We start from the raw sequence: 16,802 nt of genomic DNA, 5'->3' as shown, positions 1-16,802 counted from the left end.
GAACTAATGGCAGAAAAATCTTTACTACAAATGAAAATTAAACTTTTACCTAATATTGCTGGATGCTATTTATTTAAAGATATACATAATAATTTAATTTATGTTGGTAAAGCTAATTCATTAAAAAAACGAGTAACTTCATATTTAAATAAAGCCAGTAATTTTAAAAAAATGTTATTAGTTAATGATATTCATGATATTGAATACATTATGACATCTAATGAAAAAGAGGCTTTAATTTTAGAACAAACATTGATTAAAAAACATCATCCTAAATATAATATTTTGTTAGCAGATGATAAAAAATATCCTTATATTCAAATTACTAATAATCGTGATCCACAATATCGTTATGTACGTAGTGCTACTAAAAAAGAGGGACATTATTATGGACCATTTCCCGATGGTACTGGTGCGCGTGAAATTTTAAAGTTATTGGAACGAATTTTTCCATTACGAAAATGTTCTGGTAATCTTGGTAAACCTTGTTTATATTATTATTTACAGCAATGTTCTGGCGCTTGTTTTAAATCAGTACCTATTACTTATTATGAAGATATGATTAGTAAAATTGATCAATTTTTCAAAGGGAATGTTACTGCTGTTAAAAAAATATTAATTAATAATATGAATATTAGTGTTGAAAACTTACAATTTGAAAATGCTAATCGTATTAAAATTTTGTTATCAAAAATAGATTTATTTTTATCACAACAAGTTGTTGAGTTTCAAGATTATGGAAATCGCGATTTTATTAATTTTTTAATTGAAGACGAAATGGTTGTTTTAATTACTTTATTTTATCGTAATGGTAAATTGCAAGCTAAAGATGAACAAATAGTTCAAAATAATTACTTAGAAATTCAAGATTTAATTCGTAATTATTGTCAACAACTATATAGTAAAAATACATTACCAAATGAAATATATTTACCATCAAATATTGATTTAAAACAATTAAAATTATTATTTCTACAAATAAAATTTATTAATCCAATTAAAGGAACAAAAGAACATATTTTAACATTGGCAAAAACCAATGCCATCTATGCATGAAATAATTATTTACAAACTAATCAGTTTAATGCGCCGTTAAATATGATGAAAGTATTATCACAATGATTAAAAATTCCTAATTTAAATCATTTAGAGGTTTTTGATGTTTCTAATCTTCAACAAAGTGCTAGTGTTGGTGGTATGATTGTTTATAAGAATGGTAATCCTAGTTTTAATGATTATCGCAAATTTTTATTAGATCCAAAAATTGTTGATGATTATCATCGTTTTTGTGAAATGATTTATCGTAGATATTATCATTTAGTTATTAATAAATTGCCACTTCCTGATTTAATTATTGTTGATGGCGGAAAACCACAAATTAGTGCTACATTAGAACAACTAACATTATTAAACTTAACAATTCCTATTATTGGATTAGTTAAAAATAAAAAACATCAAACTGATAAAATTATAAATGATAAAATGCAAATTATTAATATTCCTAAGACTGATGCTTGTTTTTTATTTTTGAGTAAATTACAAGATCAAGTTCATAATTATGCAATTAAATATCATAAAGCGAAGCGAAGTCAATCAATGATAAGTAGTGTTTTATCATCGGTGCCAGGAATTGGTTTACAATTACAAAATAAAATATTACAGCAATTTCCAACTTGACAATTATTGCAAAATGCTACAAAAACAGAACTTTCATCATTAGTTAAATCAAAAGTAATTTTAGAAAAACTATGAAAAGAATTACATAGTTTTGAATAATATGTTATTAAGAAATAAATAATAACGTAAATAATATATTTATCTAAGTTACTAATGTAAAAATATCTTAATGTTTTAAGATATTGAAAATTTTAACGTATTGCTTTCGTTTGTGAAAGAATTTTGCATTTGTAAATCGATACTACTAATATGTTCTCAACTCTCAATACTATTTTTATCTTTTTGCATATAATAGTCAATAATTTTTTTCTATTTTCACTAGCATTTTTATTAATTTCTTTTTTTTCAATTGGATTTCAATTTGGAGATGAAGGAATTAATTGTTTTATAAATACTTTATTTTTATAAGTTAATTGATGTTCTTTTTTAATAGTCAAAGTATTTTTTGGTTGTAATAACATACAAGCATGATTTCATGCCGAATTTCCCGAATTATCTTGATAATCAATATCAACTGGTCATTCATTTATTAAATAAGTTACTAATTTTTGTCAATCATTTAATACTGCTATATGTAATAATGAATAATTTTCTTTTCCAAACTTTAGAATATTAATAAAATCTTTTTTTAAAGAATGATTATTAAGTTCTGAATTAATATTTTTAAGTTTTTAATTTAAATTATGTTTATAGTTATCAATGATTTCAATAATTTCTTCTTGATTATTTTTTCAAATTTCATTATCATTTTGATTATCTTTTATTTCATTAGTTTTTTTAGTTGTTCATTTAAAACATTATTAATGTTTAGTATCATTTCTTTAGCATTTATTAAATTTTCTGCCTTTAGTTGATTTAGTTGATTTATTTGCTCGATTATTCTTGCTATTTTTATATGGTTATTTTTATTGGCCATCATTAAATCTGTATTACCATTTTGATTTGCATAATTAAGATTAGCGTTATTTTCTATTAAACTATTAATAATTTTTAAAAAAACCATTTTCAGCAGCTAAGATTAAAGGACTGTAACCAGATTGATCTGAATAATTAACATTAACATTTTTTGCTAGTAAAGTGTTAACTATTTCCAAATAACCTTTTCAAGTACTTCATATTAAAGTTGTATCACCTTTTTCATTTACATAATTAATATTGGTATTATGTATTATTAAACTATTAACTATATTTAGATAACCATTTCGCGCGCTTCATATTAAAGCATTATTATTTATTTGATTTGTATGATCGGCATTAGCATTATGCGCTATTATAACATTAGCTATATCTAAATATCCGTTTCTAGCGGCTCACTTGAAAGCAGTGTAACCTTTTATATTTTCATGATTAATATTAATATTATGTTGCATTATTAAGATATTAACGATATTTAAGTGTCTGTTTCTAGCGGCTCATATTAAAGTTGTATCACCATAACGATTTTCATGATTAATATTAGCAAAATTATCGATTAAGAGATTAATGATTTCATGGTATTCGTTTCTAGCAGCTAATAATAAAGCAGTATTACCAAATATATTAGCATGATTGATATTAGCATCATTTTCTAGTAAAGTTTTAACGATATTTAAGTGTCCATTTCAGGCGGCTAGTGTTAAAGCACTAAAATTATTTATATTTAAATAATTAACATCAGCACCATTATTTACCAGTAAAATATTAATTGTATCTAAATCGCCATTTCAAGCACTATTTATTAATTTTTCATTTAAATCGTCATTCATTTTTTTACTCCTTTAACAATAAAAAACCCATTTATTTTGTAAACATTAAAATAAGTAAGCGATAAAATTCTATAATCTTTATAAGATTATTATATTTATTTTTTTATATTTATTTTTATATCTGTTTTATTAATAATTAAAAATTATTAGTTAAATATTTATTTTAAATGTATTATCTTAAATTTTGTATAGAAACCTTTAAATTTAAATTATAAAATTGATTTAGTTCTTTTATCGAGATTATCTTTAAATAAATAAATATATGATAAAATGAAAATGAAATAAATTGTAGTAAGGAGTTTTTTTCATGGCAAATAAACCAAAAAACAGTGTTTATAATGAATTATCAATTCAAATTTTAGAAGGTCTAGAAGCAGTTAGAAAAAGACCTGGAATGTATATTGGTTCTACTGATAATCGTGGTCTTCATCATCTAGTTTGAGAAATTGTTGATAATGGTATTGATGAAGCATTAGCTGGTTTTTGTACTAGTATTGTTGTTACTATTAATGTTGATAAGTCAGTTACTGTTGAAGACAATGGTCGTGGTGTTCCAACTGGTATGCATGCTTCAAAAAAAAGTACTCCCGAAGTTATTTATACGGTTTTACATGCTGGTGGAAAATTTGACACTAATAGTTATAAAACCTCGGGTGGTTTACATGGTGTTGGTGCTTCAGTAGTAAATGCTTTAAGTAATTGAATGATTGTTACTATTCATCGTGATAAAAAAATTCATGAAATTAAATTTAAAAATGGTGGTAAGATTGATCAAAGTTTAAAAATGATTGGTAACACTTATAAAACAGGAACTAGGGTACAATTTTTACCTGATTTTCATCGTTTTTTTCTAGGTTGTGATTGAAATGTTCATTTATTTGAACAACATTTACGTGAAAGTGCTTTTTTAATTAATGATTTAAGTATTCAATTAATTGATAAGAGGACAGGTACTGAAGAAACTTTTCATTATGAAAATGGCTTAGTTGCTTTTATGCAATATTTAAATAAAGATAAAAAAAATTTATCACCAATTGTTAGTTTAAAAGGTAAACAAAATAATATTGACGTTGAAATTGTATTACAATATACGGAAGATTATAGCGAAACGTTAGTAGGGTTTGCCAATAACGTTAAAACTGTTGATGGTGGAAGTCATTTAGTTGGTTTTAAAAGTGGTTTAACAAAAGCTATTAATGAATATGCAAGAAAACAAGAATTATTAAAAGCAAAAGATAAAAATTTAGAAGGTAATGATTTGCGAGAAGGTTTGGTTGCTATTGTTTCGTTGCGTATTCCTGAAAATTTAATTCAATATGAAGGTCAAACAAAAGGTAAATTAGGAACGCCCGAAGCAAGAATTGTTGTTGATAATATTGTTAATGAAAGATTTTCATTTTGACTTCACGAAAATAGTGATGCTGCTAAAAAAATTATTGATAAAGCCATTAAAGCTCGTGATATTCGTAATGCTTTAAGAAAAGAACGTGAATCATTGCGTAATAAAAGTAAAGATACGCAAAAATTTTTAGTAGGTAAATTGGTGCCTGCACAAAGTAAAAATCCTAATATTAATGAATTATTTTTAGTGGAAGGAGATTCCGCTGGTGGCAGTGCCAAGTCAGGTCGTGATCGTAAGTTCCAAGCGATATTACCGTTAAAAGGAAAAGTAATTAATGCCGAAAAAACTAAAGTAATTGATCTTTTTAATAATGAGGAAATTAGTATGATTATTAATGCGATTGGTGCTGGTGTTGGTAACGAATTTAGTATTGAAAATTGTAATTATAATAAAGTCATTATTATGACTGATGCCGATACTGATGGTGCCCATATTCAAATTTTATTACTAACTTTTTTCTATCGTTATATGCGAGATTTAATTACTTCGGGTAATATTTATATTGCATTACCGCCTTTATTTAAAATTTCTTTTAAAGAAGAAGAGCAAGAGAAACATGTATATGTTTGAAATGAGTTAGAATTAAAAGATAAAGTTGAAACAATTAAAGGTAAATATGACCTGCAACGTTATAAAGGTTTAGGAGAAATGAATGCTGAACAATTATGAGAAACAACTATGGACCCAAACGTCCGTCAATTAATTAAAATTACTATTGAGGATGCTCTATCAGCAGAAACAGAAATTCAAATATTAATGGGTGATAAACCAGAAAAAAGACGAAAATGAATTGAAGAAAATATTTCTTTTGAAGCTAGTGATTATTAAGAAAAAAGGAGTTTATAAGTTATGAATAGTAAAGAAGAGATTCAACAAAATAATGAACAAATTTTATCTTATCCTATTGATGATATTGTTGCAGAACGTTTTGGTCGATATGCCAAATATATTATTTTAGAACGAGCATTGCCCGATATCCGTGATGGTTTGAAACCAGTTCAACGTCGAATTTTGCATGCTATGAATGATTTGGGTTTAACCAATGATAAAGCATATAAAAAAGCAGCTCGTGTTGTTGGAGAAGTAATTGGTAAATATCATCCTCATGGTGATACAGCGGTTTATGCTGCTATGTGTAGAATGGCACAAGAGTGAAAGTTAGCATGACCATTAGTACAAATGCATGGTAATAAAGGTTCAATTGATGGTGATAATCCTGCTGCAATGCGATATACAGAAGCACGTTTATCATTAATTTCAGAATTATTATTGAAGGATATTAAGAAAAATACTGTTACTTTAATTAAAAATTTTGATGAATCAGAAACAGAACCAACAGTTTTACCTGCCTATTTTCCAAATTTATTAGTAAATGGTGCTTCTGGAATTGCCGTTGGAATGGCAACTAATATTCCGCCTCATAATTTACAAGAAGTAATTAATGCAATTGTCATGAGAATTAATAATCCACAATGTAATTTAAGCGAATTAATGCGTGTTATTAAGGGTCCTGACTTTCCAACCGGAGGAATTATTCAAGGTATTAAAGGTATTAAAGAAGCTTATCGTTCTGGTAAAGGGCGAATTGCAATTCGTGCCAAAACTCATATTAATAATGAAGGTGAAATTCCACAAATAATTATTACCGAAATTCCATTTGAAGTTATTAAACAAGATTTGATTAAAAAAATTGATGATGTTAAAACATTAGCAAAAATTCATGGTATTAAAGAAGTACGTGATGAAACGGATCGTTTTGGTTTACGAATAGTTATTGATTTAGTAGAAGATAGTAAACCGCAAGAAATTTTAAATTATTTATTTAAAAATACCAATTTACAAATTTATTATAACTTTAATTTAGTAGCAATTGCTAACAAAAAACCAGTACAAATGAGTTTAATTAATATGTTAGATTTTTATATTAATCATCAAATTGATGTTGTTACTAAGCGTTCACAATATGACTTAGCACAATTAGAACGAAGATTAGAGATTGTTAATGGTTTAGTTATTGCATTAAGTGAAGTTGATAAAGTAATTAAAATTATTAGAAAATCAACTGACCGTATGCAAGCAAAATTAAATTTAATATCAGCTTTTAATTTTACTGATATTCAAGCAGAAGCAATTGTACAATTGCGTTTATATCGTTTAACTGCTACTGATATTCAATCATTAGTTTTAGAAAAAGCAGATATTGAAAGTAAAATTATTGTTTTACAAGAAATTATTAATAATGAAAATTCACTACGTCAAGTTATTATTACTGAGTTAGAACAAATTAATTCTCATTTTTCTGGATTAAGAAAATCACAAATTAAAGGTGAAATTTCTGAAATTACAATTGATGAAAAAGCAACATTGCGACAAGAAAATGTATTTGTTAGTATTAGTTATGATGGTTGAATTAAGGTAATAAGTAGTAAAGTATTTTTACAAAATCGTGATTATCACGATTTTGGACGTAAGCCAAATGATGTTATTATTGGTGGAGCAATGTTCAATAATTTTAATAATTTATTATTTTTTACAAATAAAGGTAATTATTTTTTAATACCAATTTTTAAATTAGAAGAAAATAAATGGAAAGATAATGGTATTCATGTTAATACGTTATGTAAACTTGAAGGAAATGAAAAAATTATTAGTGTTGCACAAGTTAATAGTTTTGAACAGCCAAATGTAAATATAGTAGTCTCTACTAGATATGGTTTAATTAAAAGAATACCACTTTTAGAGTTAGCAACTACCAGATTTAATAAAACCGCCAAATATGTTAAGTTAAAAGAGAACGATAGTGTTATTAGTGTTAATAGTACTACCGGTCATGATTTTATTGTTATTAGTACTCGCAAGGGTATGACTTTAAAATATTTAGAAACGAAAGTTCCATTATTAACTAAAACTGCAACAGGTGTCAAAGCTTTGAAAATTAATTCTGAAGAAGATGAAGTGGTAGGAATGGCTTGTGGTAATAGTAATGATATTTATGCAATGTTAACATCAGTTGGAACAATTAAACGAATGTTATTCAATACTATTGAACAAACTTTACGAACAACAAAAGGTAATAAAGTAATAAAAGTTCCTAAAAATAACAGTATTAGTATTATTAAAACTTTCTTATCACCAGCAACATCTTTTATTAATATATTAACGAAAAAAGAAAAATGATTAGTGATTAAAGCAAGTGACATTAATCTTAGCAAGGTAAATGAAGGAACTGGCAAAGTAGTTGCTGATGATATTATTGCTGGCGGTAGTAATTTAGTGATTGATTTAAAAACTGATGTTATTGATGCTGATATATCATCAATAACAGAAAATTTTGATGCAAAAGAAAGCAACAATGGTATTTAAAATAAACTTTTTTATTGAAAATTATGGACTTTTTAAAGAATTATTTTTTTTGATTTTCATAATATAAATTTAAATAATAATTTTAGTTAAGAGTGAATAGGATATGACTTATATCAATGCTATAATTATTATTGTAGTGATTTAAGGAGGAAGTATAGATGACAAATAATATTATTAAATATCAATCTCTAATTAATGGTGACTTGTATGAAAATGGTAATTGAATATCAGTTATCAACCCCACCACTAATAAAATAGCAGGCCAAGTTCCTGCCTTAACTAAAGTTGAAATTAAAAAAGTATATGAATCTGCAAAATTTGCTCAAAAAAATTGAGAACAAATGCCTATTTTAAAAAGAATTTCTTTTTTAAATTCTTGAAAACAATTAATTATTCGCGATAAATTAATACTTGCTGAATTAATGACTAATGAAATTGCTAAAGGCACAAAAGCAGCTTGCAGTGAAATTGATAGAACAGTTGAATATATTGAATATACTTTACAAGAAGCATTACGTCTTCATCCTGAATCTTATACAGGTGATAGTTGAGGAAGTATGAACAAATTAGCTTTTTTTGAATATGTACCAAAAGGAATAGTTCTTGCTATTTCCCCTTTTAATTATCCGATAAATTTATCAGTCTCTAAAATATTTCCAGCACTTGTGACTGGTAATAGTGTTGTTTTTAAACCCGCAACACAAGGATCATTAGTGGGATTACACTTAGCTAGATTAGCTAAAGAAGTTAACATTCCTAATGGTGTTTTTAATGCTATAAGTGGTAAAGGTAGTGAAATTGGTGATATTTTAGTTGAAAATGAAGCAATTAATGTTATTTCTTTTACTGGTAGTGCTGTTGTTGGTAATCGTATTTCACAGAAATCTTTAAAAACTGATTTGATTTTAGAATTAGGAGGTAAAGATCCAGCAATAGTGCTTAATGATGCTGATCTTGAAGATACAGCAACCAAAATCATTAAAGGTGCATTTAGTTATTCAGGACAACGCTGTACTGCTATTAAAAGAGTGTTAGTACAAAGAACAATTAGTAGCAAATTAATTCCAATTTTAAAAGAAAAAGTTGAAAAGTTAACTGTTGGTTTGCCCACAGATGATTGTGATATTACTCCTGTTATTGATCAACCAACAGTTGATAATGCTAAAAAATTAATTAAAGATGCTTTAGATAAAGGAGCCAATTGTTTAGTTGGTAATAAATTTAAAGAAAATTTAATGTGACCAACTATTATTACTGACGTAACAACAAAAATGAATTTAGCATGAGAAGAACCTTTTGCACCATTGTTGCCGATTATTATTTTTGATGAAGTAAAAGAAGCAATTAATATTGCAAATGATTCACAATATGGTTTACAAGCTTCTGTTTTTACTACTAATATTAATAGTGCAATGAGTATTGCTAAATTATTAGAAGTTGGAAGTGTTAATATTAACGATCAGTCACAACGTGGTCCCGATCACTTTTCTTTTGTTGGTGTTAAGGATTCGGGTCTTGGCGTACAAGGTATTCGTCCTTTGTTACTTGCTTTTACTAGACCAAAAGGTATTGTTATTAATTGAAAAACAAAAATTTAAAAGAAAAAAGAAAACTTATTTTAATAAAAAAATAAGTTTTCTTTTTTTATTAAAATAGTGGTAAGATAAAAATGTAATAAATTTTTGTCCTTGTTAATTAGATTTTTATTTTTTTAACATTCTTATATAAAAAGCATAATAAAAATATTACATATCATTGTAACTTTTATTTTAAAAAGTAAGTTATTAAAATAGTGCCGAGGATAAAGTACTGTTACATGAAATGCAAAAAATATGGAGGTAAGTAAATATGGCAAAACGAAAAATTGTCCTTGTTGGATGTGGAGCTGTTGGTAGTAGTTTTATTTACAGTGCCATTAATCAAGGTTTAGCCCAAGAATATGTATTAATTGATGCTTTTGATGGTATAGCTGAAGGTAATGCGATTGATTTTGCTGATTGTCAAGCAGCTTTAGATCATCCTTTTATTTCAATTAAGGCTGGAAATTACAGCGATTGTAAAGATGCTGATATTATTGTTATTACTGCTGGAAGACCGCAAAAAGATGGTGAAACAAGATTAAATATGGTAGCAGATAATGCCAAAATTATGAAGAGCATTGCTTTAGAAATTAAAAAATCAGGATTTAAAGGTGTTACTATTATTGCATCTAATCCTGTTGATATTATGACAACTGTTTATCAAAAAATTACACAATTTGATTATCATCAAGTATTAGGTTCTGGTACAATTTTAGATACCTTACGTTTACAATATTTAATTGGAGAAAAAATTTCAGTTAATCCAAAGTCAGTTGCTGCTTATGTAATTGGTGAACATGGTGATTCTTCAATGATTCCTTGAAGTTCGGTTTCGGTAGGTAATAAAACTATTTATCAACAAATTACTGAAAGTAGAATTAAAGAAAAAGATTTAGAAGAATTAAGAAAAGAAGTAGCACAAAGAGCTTATAAAATTATTAAATTAAAACGTACAACTTTTTATGGTATTGGTGCAGCATTGGCATTATTAGTAAGAAATATCCTTGAAGGACAAAATCACGTTTTAGTAGCAGGTGCTTATTTACAAGGAGAATATGGACAGCAAGGTTTTTATATTGGTGTACCAACAATACTTTACGAAAAAGGTTGAAAAAGAGTAGTTCAGTTACCATTAACGAAAGAAGAGCAAACGGCATTTGATAAATCTTGTGCAATTATTAAAGAAACTTTAGAAACAGCTTTTGCTGCTATTAAATAAAAGATAGGAGTAGTTTATTCGTGAATACAACTGTAGAAAATATCAATAATGAAGAAACATTAACAAGTATTGAAACTTATATTGCTGTTTATAAGTATGCATTAAAGAAAGCAGAAAGTCCGTTATTAAAAACTTTTTTAATTGGTATTGCAGTCAGACTTTTTGTTGGTATTGCTTATATTGCTTCTATTTTTGGTAGTAGAGGATTAAGTGATAATGGTATTAAAAATTTAACATTTGGTTTTATTTTTACTTTAGCAATTACTATGATTGTCTTTATGAGCGGTGAACTTTTTACTTCTAATTCCATGATATTTATGCCATTAATAAAAAAACAAGTTAAGTTAACAAGAATGTTAATTAACTTACTAGTATTATTAATTGGTAATTTTATAGGTTGTTTTATTCTTTCATTATTTATATGATGAGCAGGCTTTTTTGATAATCAAGCTTTTTTGGATAATGCTGTTAGTATTTTTAATCATAAATTAGTAATGTCTTGATGAAAAACCTTTTTTAGCGGGATATTATGTAATTTTTTAGTAGCAGGAAGTGTTTATATTTCTCATGCCACTCGTTCATCTACTGCTAAATTTTTATTAATAGGATTAGTAATTATTGTTTTTGCCTTATCTGGTTTTTCTCCCTTTTTATCAAATGCATATGTTTGAGGATTAGGGCCTTTGTTTAATATTTATGGAATTCATAGTGGATTTAATGACTTTTTACAATTTGGTTATCAAGTACAACTTCCAATTTTATTTGGTAATTTTATTGCTGGTGGTATTTTATTACCCGGTATGTATTATTTAATTTTTAGAAAAGAATTACCAAAAATAACATTATAAATATATTATTAGTTTAATATAAAAATTAATCCATTACTTTATTTTTAAGTAATGGATTAATTAATTTTATGAAAATAAATTAATTGTAAATAGAAGTTATTTGATAAGTATATTTTAAAATTTGTCAAATTAAAGATTTTAAAAAGGAGAATGGTTTTGATAAAAAATATTTTTTAGAAAATAGATTAGAATATTTTAATATTAATTTTTTATTGCATTTATTTTTTTTGAAAATTAAAATGTAATTAACTTCTTAAATTTAAGAAGTTAATGGGTAAAAAAGGGGTTTTTCATCATGAAAGCATTATTAAAAACATTAAGTTTTTTAACAATTGCAACAACTGTTAGCAGTTTAAGTAGTATTTTAAATACTAATAATATAGGTACGAATTCTAATCAGTTACAAGATTTAAAATGTAATCTTCAACAAAGTAAAGATGATATTTCTTTAATTAATTTGAATAAAAAAGGTAAATTTTATTTTTTTAATAATAATCTTGGTCTAGTGATTAATGGAAATTAATTATGATTTTTAGATAAGGATAAGAAGTTTTAAGAAATTTCTAATCCTAATCATATAAGATTCACTGAATTCACTAATGGTCAAGGAGGAAATTACGGAATTTTAACAGAAAAATCTACCAAAAACCTGTATTTATTAACCTCTAATTGTATTTTAACTTCATTAAAAATAGAAATATTTAAAGAATTTAATCTTTATGGCAAGGTAACAGTAATTAGTAATGCAAAATTATTAGTTGATACAAAAATTTTAAATGACACTATACTTACTCTTGGAGAAATAAAAGATCAAAAATTAATGCCATTAAAATTTGTTTCTTTATTTCATACAATAAAAGAAATTAACTATATTCGTGATGATGAAGTTATTATTAAGTCAGATAACGGAGACTATAGTCTTTTAATAAGTAATTCCGATTTTACTATTAATAAATTATCGTGAACAGCAAAATATTTTTTTAAAACTAATAGTTAATTTTGAGTAATTAAAGATGATAATAATCAAGTATTAATTTATGATTATGTAAGTAATACATATTCTGAATTAGATCTTTATGGAATTGATATTATTAGATTAAATATTAAAACATATATTTTAAAAAAAGATAGTAAAAATATTCAAATTATTGATTCATCAGGTCAAGTTATTAAAGAAAAATATAATTTTGAAATTTCTGATAATTATGATTTATTGAATATTAATAGTTAATTATTACTTTTATTTGATCGACAACAAAAAATGACAGTTAGAATAATTGAGAGAAATCTTAATTCTGAAAACGAATTAGTTGTATTAAAAAAAATTAATTTAACTAATGAAATAAGTGAAATAAAATTATTAAATAATCAAGAAAAAAGGGGTAAATCTTCAACTAATTTTTTTGTTAAAACATTAAATAATCCAAATTATGTTCTTAATATTGATGCAAATATAAACAAAATTGAGAATTTAGAAGTTAATACTAAAAGTATTCCTGATGGAATGAATGGTGAAATTAATAGATATAATAAAACAGTTAGTATTTTTACACAGTATAAAACTGATGACTTATATTGATATCAAGTGTTTTAAATAATTATCTAGTTACTAATATTTTTTATTTTTAATATTAGTAACATTTTTTCATATAAGGAAGTTTAAAAATAATTCCTTTATTTAATTGAACTAACTATTTAATTATGCAATAATGTTGTATTGTATATAACTCAATTATTATTAAGGAGGCGCACAATGCGTGATGGATTAACTTTAAGATGTGAAGTTTGCAAAGAAGAAAATTATATTGCTGATCGTAATAAAAAAACTAAGCCTGAAAAATTAGAAACAAAAAAACATTGTTCTCGTTGTAATCAACATACACTACATAAAGAAAAGAAATAAGTAAAACTTATTTCTTTTCTTTAATTTGCAGTACAATATACTTAGTTATTAATTAATAATTTATTAAAAGGATTGAATTTAAAATGAAAAATTTAAATAAAAAAGAAATTATTGAAACAATATTAACCAAAAATAAAATAGATGCTATGTTATTTTACTCTCCTGAAAATCGCTTTTGATATAGTGATTTTATTTCAACGTTAGGTTATTTATTGATTAGCAAAAATGATGCAAATTTATTATTAGACGGAAGATATATTACTGAGGGAAAAGAAAATTCCAAAAATGTTAAATGCATTCAATTTAGTAATATTTTTTCTTCGTTTAAAGATTTATTAAAATCACAAAAAATTAAAAAAATTGGTTTTGAAGCAGAATATATTACTATTGCTCAATTAGAAAATTGAAAGCAAGAAATTAAAGATATTGAATTTGTTCCAATTTATGTTAGTTCATTAAGAATGATTAAAGATGAAATTGAAATTGCACGAATTGCAAAAGCTTGTGCTATTGGTGATTTGGCTTTTAATGAAGTTTTAAGTTTTATCCGACCTGGTGTTAGTGAAAAAGATGTTGAAGATATAGTATTACGTTCATTTGTTAAAAATGGTGCAACAAAAGCATCATTTGATACTATTGTTGCTTCTGGAGAAAGAGGAGCAATGCCTCATGGTAAAGCTAGTAATAAAAAAATTGGCAATAATGAGTTAATTACTTGTGACTTTGGTTGTGTATATGAAGGTTTTTGTTCAGATATGACTAGAACTTTTGCGATTGGTAAAGTTAATCCAAAATTAATTGAAATTCATGAAATAGTTAAATCAGCACAAATGGCAGGAATTAAGGCTGTAAAACCAGGTATAGCTATTGCTGAAATTGATAAGATTTGTAGAGAATATATTAAAGAAAAGGATTATGAACAATATTTTACTCATGGTACTGGTCATGGACTTGGTATTGAAATTCATGAATCACCTTGAGTTATTAAAAATGAATCTACTATTTTAGTTCCGGGAATGGTTATTACTGTTGAACCAGGTATTTATATTCCTAATTTAGGTGGTGTTAGAATTGAAGATGATATTTTAGTTACCAAAGATGGTTATCAAATTTTAACAAAATCATCTCGTGAAATTGATATTTGAAAGGAGAAAAAATAAAAATGATTAACGTTAATGATTTTAAACCAGGAATTACTTTTTTACATAATAAAACTGATATTTTAATAGTTATTGAATCAGCACATTCTAAAAGTGGACGTGGACAAGCGCATGTGAAGGTAAAAGCAAAAAATTTAAGAACACAAGCTATTATTAGTATTACTTTTACCGGTGGTGATACAGTTTATCCAACTATTATTGATAAACGACCAGCAATTTATAGTTATGATGATGGTATGTATTCAGTTTTTATGGATAATGAAGATTATAATGAAATTAGGATTGATCAATCACGCTTATCATGAGAAAAAAAATTTTTAGTTCCTGGTAATGAAGTATCATTAAGGGTTTATAAAAATTTAGAAATATTAGGTATTGATTTACCTCATTCGGTAGTATTAGCGGTTGTTGATGCTCCACCAGGAGTCAAGGGAAATAGTGTTTCTAATACGACAAAAACAGCTATTTTAGAAACTGGTTTACAATTACAAGTACCAATGTTTATTAATAGTGGTGATAAAATTGTAGTAAGTACAGATGAAGGGAAATACAAAACTCGCGCTTAAGAAAGGTAAATATTATGGAAATACTTATTGAAGAAAGTAAAGTTGGAACATTAAAATTATCTTCGTTAGTTATTAAAAAATTTATTTATATGTTATTAATTAATGATAACTATCAATTAACATTAGAAGATGTTGAAGTTCTAATGTTAGAAACAACTGATATTACTGCTATTAATAATAATATTGTTGTGCGAATAAAATTAATTGTTAATCCAAATGAAGATTTATTAAATTTAAAAAATAAAATTAATAATTTAATTTTAAGACGTACTGAATCAGCTTTAAATTTATTTTTATTAAATATTCATATAATATTTATTGCTCAAACTAAGGAAGTAGAAATCAACAATGCAAGAACAAAAGAAGATAACCCAGCATCATAAAAGAATTGGCATGATGGAAGTATTATATCAATATTTCCTTGAAGGCCAATCACAACAAGCATTTAAACAATTTCTTTTTGAAGAAGAAGGTAAAAGTTTAATTACTGAACAATGTGAGATATTAAATAAAATAATTGATTATGAATATGATTTAATAGATTTAATTAATAAAAATTTAAAACAAGGATGAGATTTTGAAAATTTAAAACCAATCGAACAAGCAATTTTAATTTTAGCAGTGTATGAAATTGTCCATACTAAAACAGATAAAAAAATTATTATTAATGAAACTATTATTATAACTAAAGCTTATTGTCCAAATGATGCTTATAAATACATTAATGGTGTTTTAGATAAAATAAATAAGTAATTATAACTAGTATATGATTGAATTTAGTTAATAACTATATTTCTAATATAAATATATTATCTTATTTTAAAGATATTTTTTATGTTATAATGCAATATTTTTGTTCAATGTAACTATTTTTTTAAAATTAATAGTTAAAAAATAAAAAAATAAAGTATAATATAATTTAATAAACTTAATATAAGTTTTTACCCATTGTTTTTTTAAAGAAAATTGGTTCTTTTTGTTTTTAAAAAGGAGAAGTATATATGCCATTAACTAAAGAAGAATCTTTTTTTACTATTAGATAAAGAAATTAATAAATTAGATGAAAAAATATCTTATATTGATAAAAAAAATACAGAATTAAAATTAAATATTTCATTAATCGAAGAGGAGGAATTTTTTACATTAGATGAATAAATCAATCAATTAACTGGACAAATACTTGATGAAGAAGATAAAAATATAAAATTAATAGGAGAAATTAAAGTATTAGAAAAAAATATTAAAGTTCTAGAAAAACAAAAAAACCAAAAAAATTGAAAACTAACTTTTTTAAATGTATTTACTTTTGGTATTTTTAAATATTATAAAAACAAAAATA

The 16,802-nt window shown here is 25.0% G+C and carries 17 protein-coding genes; 14 read left to right on the top strand and 3 right to left on the bottom strand.

Annotated elements, in window-relative coordinates:
• The first annotated feature begins 6 nt into the window (after positions 1-6).
• Positions 7-1,776 (top strand): excinuclease ABC subunit UvrC, encoded by a 1,770-nt coding sequence (gene uvrC / locus AC6I4F_RS06685; RefSeq protein ID WP_497873282.1) that lies wholly within the window; start codon positions 7-9, stop codon positions 1,774-1,776.
• A gap of 92 nt (positions 1,777-1,868) precedes the next feature.
• On the opposite strand, the gene AC6I4F_RS06680 is transcribed toward uvrC, so the two are convergent.
• The 3 genes from AC6I4F_RS06680 to AC6I4F_RS06670 all read right to left on the bottom strand — a co-directional run bounded on the left by AC6I4F_RS06680 (position 1,869) and on the right by AC6I4F_RS06670 (position 3,422).
• Positions 1,869-2,138 (bottom strand): hypothetical protein, encoded by a 270-nt coding sequence (locus AC6I4F_RS06680; protein WP_497873281.1) that lies wholly within the window; start codon positions 2,136-2,138, stop codon positions 1,869-1,871.
• Between the two features lie 299 nt (positions 2,139-2,437).
• On the bottom strand, positions 2,438-2,680 hold the full coding sequence (locus AC6I4F_RS06675) for a hypothetical protein (protein ID WP_497873280.1): 243 nt from the start codon (positions 2,678-2,680) through the stop codon (positions 2,438-2,440).
• Positions 2,658-3,422, bottom strand: a complete 765-nt coding sequence (locus AC6I4F_RS06670; RefSeq protein ID WP_497873279.1) for an ankyrin repeat domain-containing protein — start codon at positions 3,420-3,422, stop codon at positions 2,658-2,660. The genes AC6I4F_RS06675 and AC6I4F_RS06670 overlap by 23 nt, the downstream gene beginning before the upstream one ends.
• Before the next feature lie 307 nt (positions 3,423-3,729).
• Between AC6I4F_RS06670 and parE the strand changes: the two genes are divergently transcribed.
• The 13 genes from parE to nusB all read left to right on the top strand — a co-directional run bounded on the left by parE (position 3,730) and on the right by nusB (position 16,216).
• Positions 3,730-5,652 (top strand): DNA topoisomerase IV subunit B, encoded by a 1,923-nt coding sequence (gene parE / locus AC6I4F_RS06665; protein WP_497873278.1) that lies wholly within the window; start codon positions 3,730-3,732, stop codon positions 5,650-5,652.
• A 21-nt stretch (positions 5,653-5,673) separates the two neighbouring features.
• Entirely contained in the window at positions 5,674-8,187 is a 2,514-nt protein-coding gene (gene parC / locus AC6I4F_RS06660; RefSeq protein WP_497873277.1) for a DNA topoisomerase IV subunit A, read from the top strand.
• Between the two features lie 158 nt (positions 8,188-8,345).
• Complete coding sequence (locus AC6I4F_RS06655) at positions 8,346-9,785, top strand: NADP-dependent glyceraldehyde-3-phosphate dehydrogenase (RefSeq protein ID WP_497873276.1); 1,440 nt, start codon at positions 8,346-8,348, stop codon at positions 9,783-9,785.
• Positions 9,786-10,035: 250 nt separating this feature from the next.
• Positions 10,036-10,986 carry an L-lactate dehydrogenase gene (locus AC6I4F_RS06650; protein ID WP_497873275.1) on the top strand — a complete coding sequence of 317 codons (951 nt, stop codon included), beginning with the start codon at positions 10,036-10,038 and terminating at the stop codon, positions 10,984-10,986.
• Positions 10,987-11,006: 20 nt separating this feature from the next.
• The gene (locus tag AC6I4F_RS06645) at positions 11,007-11,834 is read left to right on the top strand and encodes a formate/nitrite transporter family protein (RefSeq protein WP_497873274.1); all 828 of its coding nucleotides are present in this window, start codon (positions 11,007-11,009) and stop codon (positions 11,832-11,834) included.
• A gap of 295 nt (positions 11,835-12,129) precedes the next feature.
• Positions 12,130-12,357, top strand: a complete 228-nt coding sequence (locus AC6I4F_RS06640; RefSeq protein WP_497873273.1) for a hypothetical protein — start codon at positions 12,130-12,132, stop codon at positions 12,355-12,357.
• A 297-nt stretch (positions 12,358-12,654) separates the two neighbouring features.
• Positions 12,655-12,831, top strand: a complete 177-nt coding sequence (locus tag AC6I4F_RS06635; protein ID WP_497873272.1) for a hypothetical protein — start codon at positions 12,655-12,657, stop codon at positions 12,829-12,831.
• A gap of 264 nt (positions 12,832-13,095) precedes the next feature.
• Entirely contained in the window at positions 13,096-13,428 is a 333-nt protein-coding gene (locus tag AC6I4F_RS06630) for a hypothetical protein (RefSeq protein ID WP_497873271.1), read from the top strand.
• Positions 13,429-13,587: 159 nt separating this feature from the next.
• Positions 13,588-13,737, top strand: a complete 150-nt coding sequence (gene rpmG, locus AC6I4F_RS06625; RefSeq protein ID WP_174481164.1) for a 50S ribosomal protein L33 — start codon at positions 13,588-13,590, stop codon at positions 13,735-13,737.
• 83 nt (positions 13,738-13,820) lie between these two features.
• On the top strand, positions 13,821-14,897 hold the full coding sequence (locus tag AC6I4F_RS06620; protein ID WP_497873270.1) for a M24 family metallopeptidase: 1,077 nt from the start codon (positions 13,821-13,823) through the stop codon (positions 14,895-14,897).
• Between the two features lie 2 nt (positions 14,898-14,899).
• Positions 14,900-15,463 carry an elongation factor P gene (efp, locus tag AC6I4F_RS06615; RefSeq protein WP_497873269.1) on the top strand — a complete coding sequence of 188 codons (564 nt, stop codon included), beginning with the start codon at positions 14,900-14,902 and terminating at the stop codon, positions 15,461-15,463.
• A 14-nt stretch (positions 15,464-15,477) separates the two neighbouring features.
• The gene (locus tag AC6I4F_RS06610) at positions 15,478-15,846 is read left to right on the top strand and encodes a hypothetical protein (protein ID WP_497873268.1); all 369 of its coding nucleotides are present in this window, start codon (positions 15,478-15,480) and stop codon (positions 15,844-15,846) included.
• Positions 15,812-16,216, top strand: coding sequence for a transcription antitermination factor NusB (nusB, locus tag AC6I4F_RS06605; protein ID WP_497873267.1), 405 nt, complete (start codon positions 15,812-15,814; stop codon positions 16,214-16,216). Before AC6I4F_RS06610 ends, nusB begins: the two co-directional genes overlap by 35 nt.
• Positions 16,217-16,802 lie beyond the last annotated feature (586 nt).

This window comes from Spiroplasma ixodetis (assembly GCF_059729505.1).
Note: the sequence above shows the minus strand (reverse complement) of the source record. Positions and strands in the feature narration are given on the sequence as shown.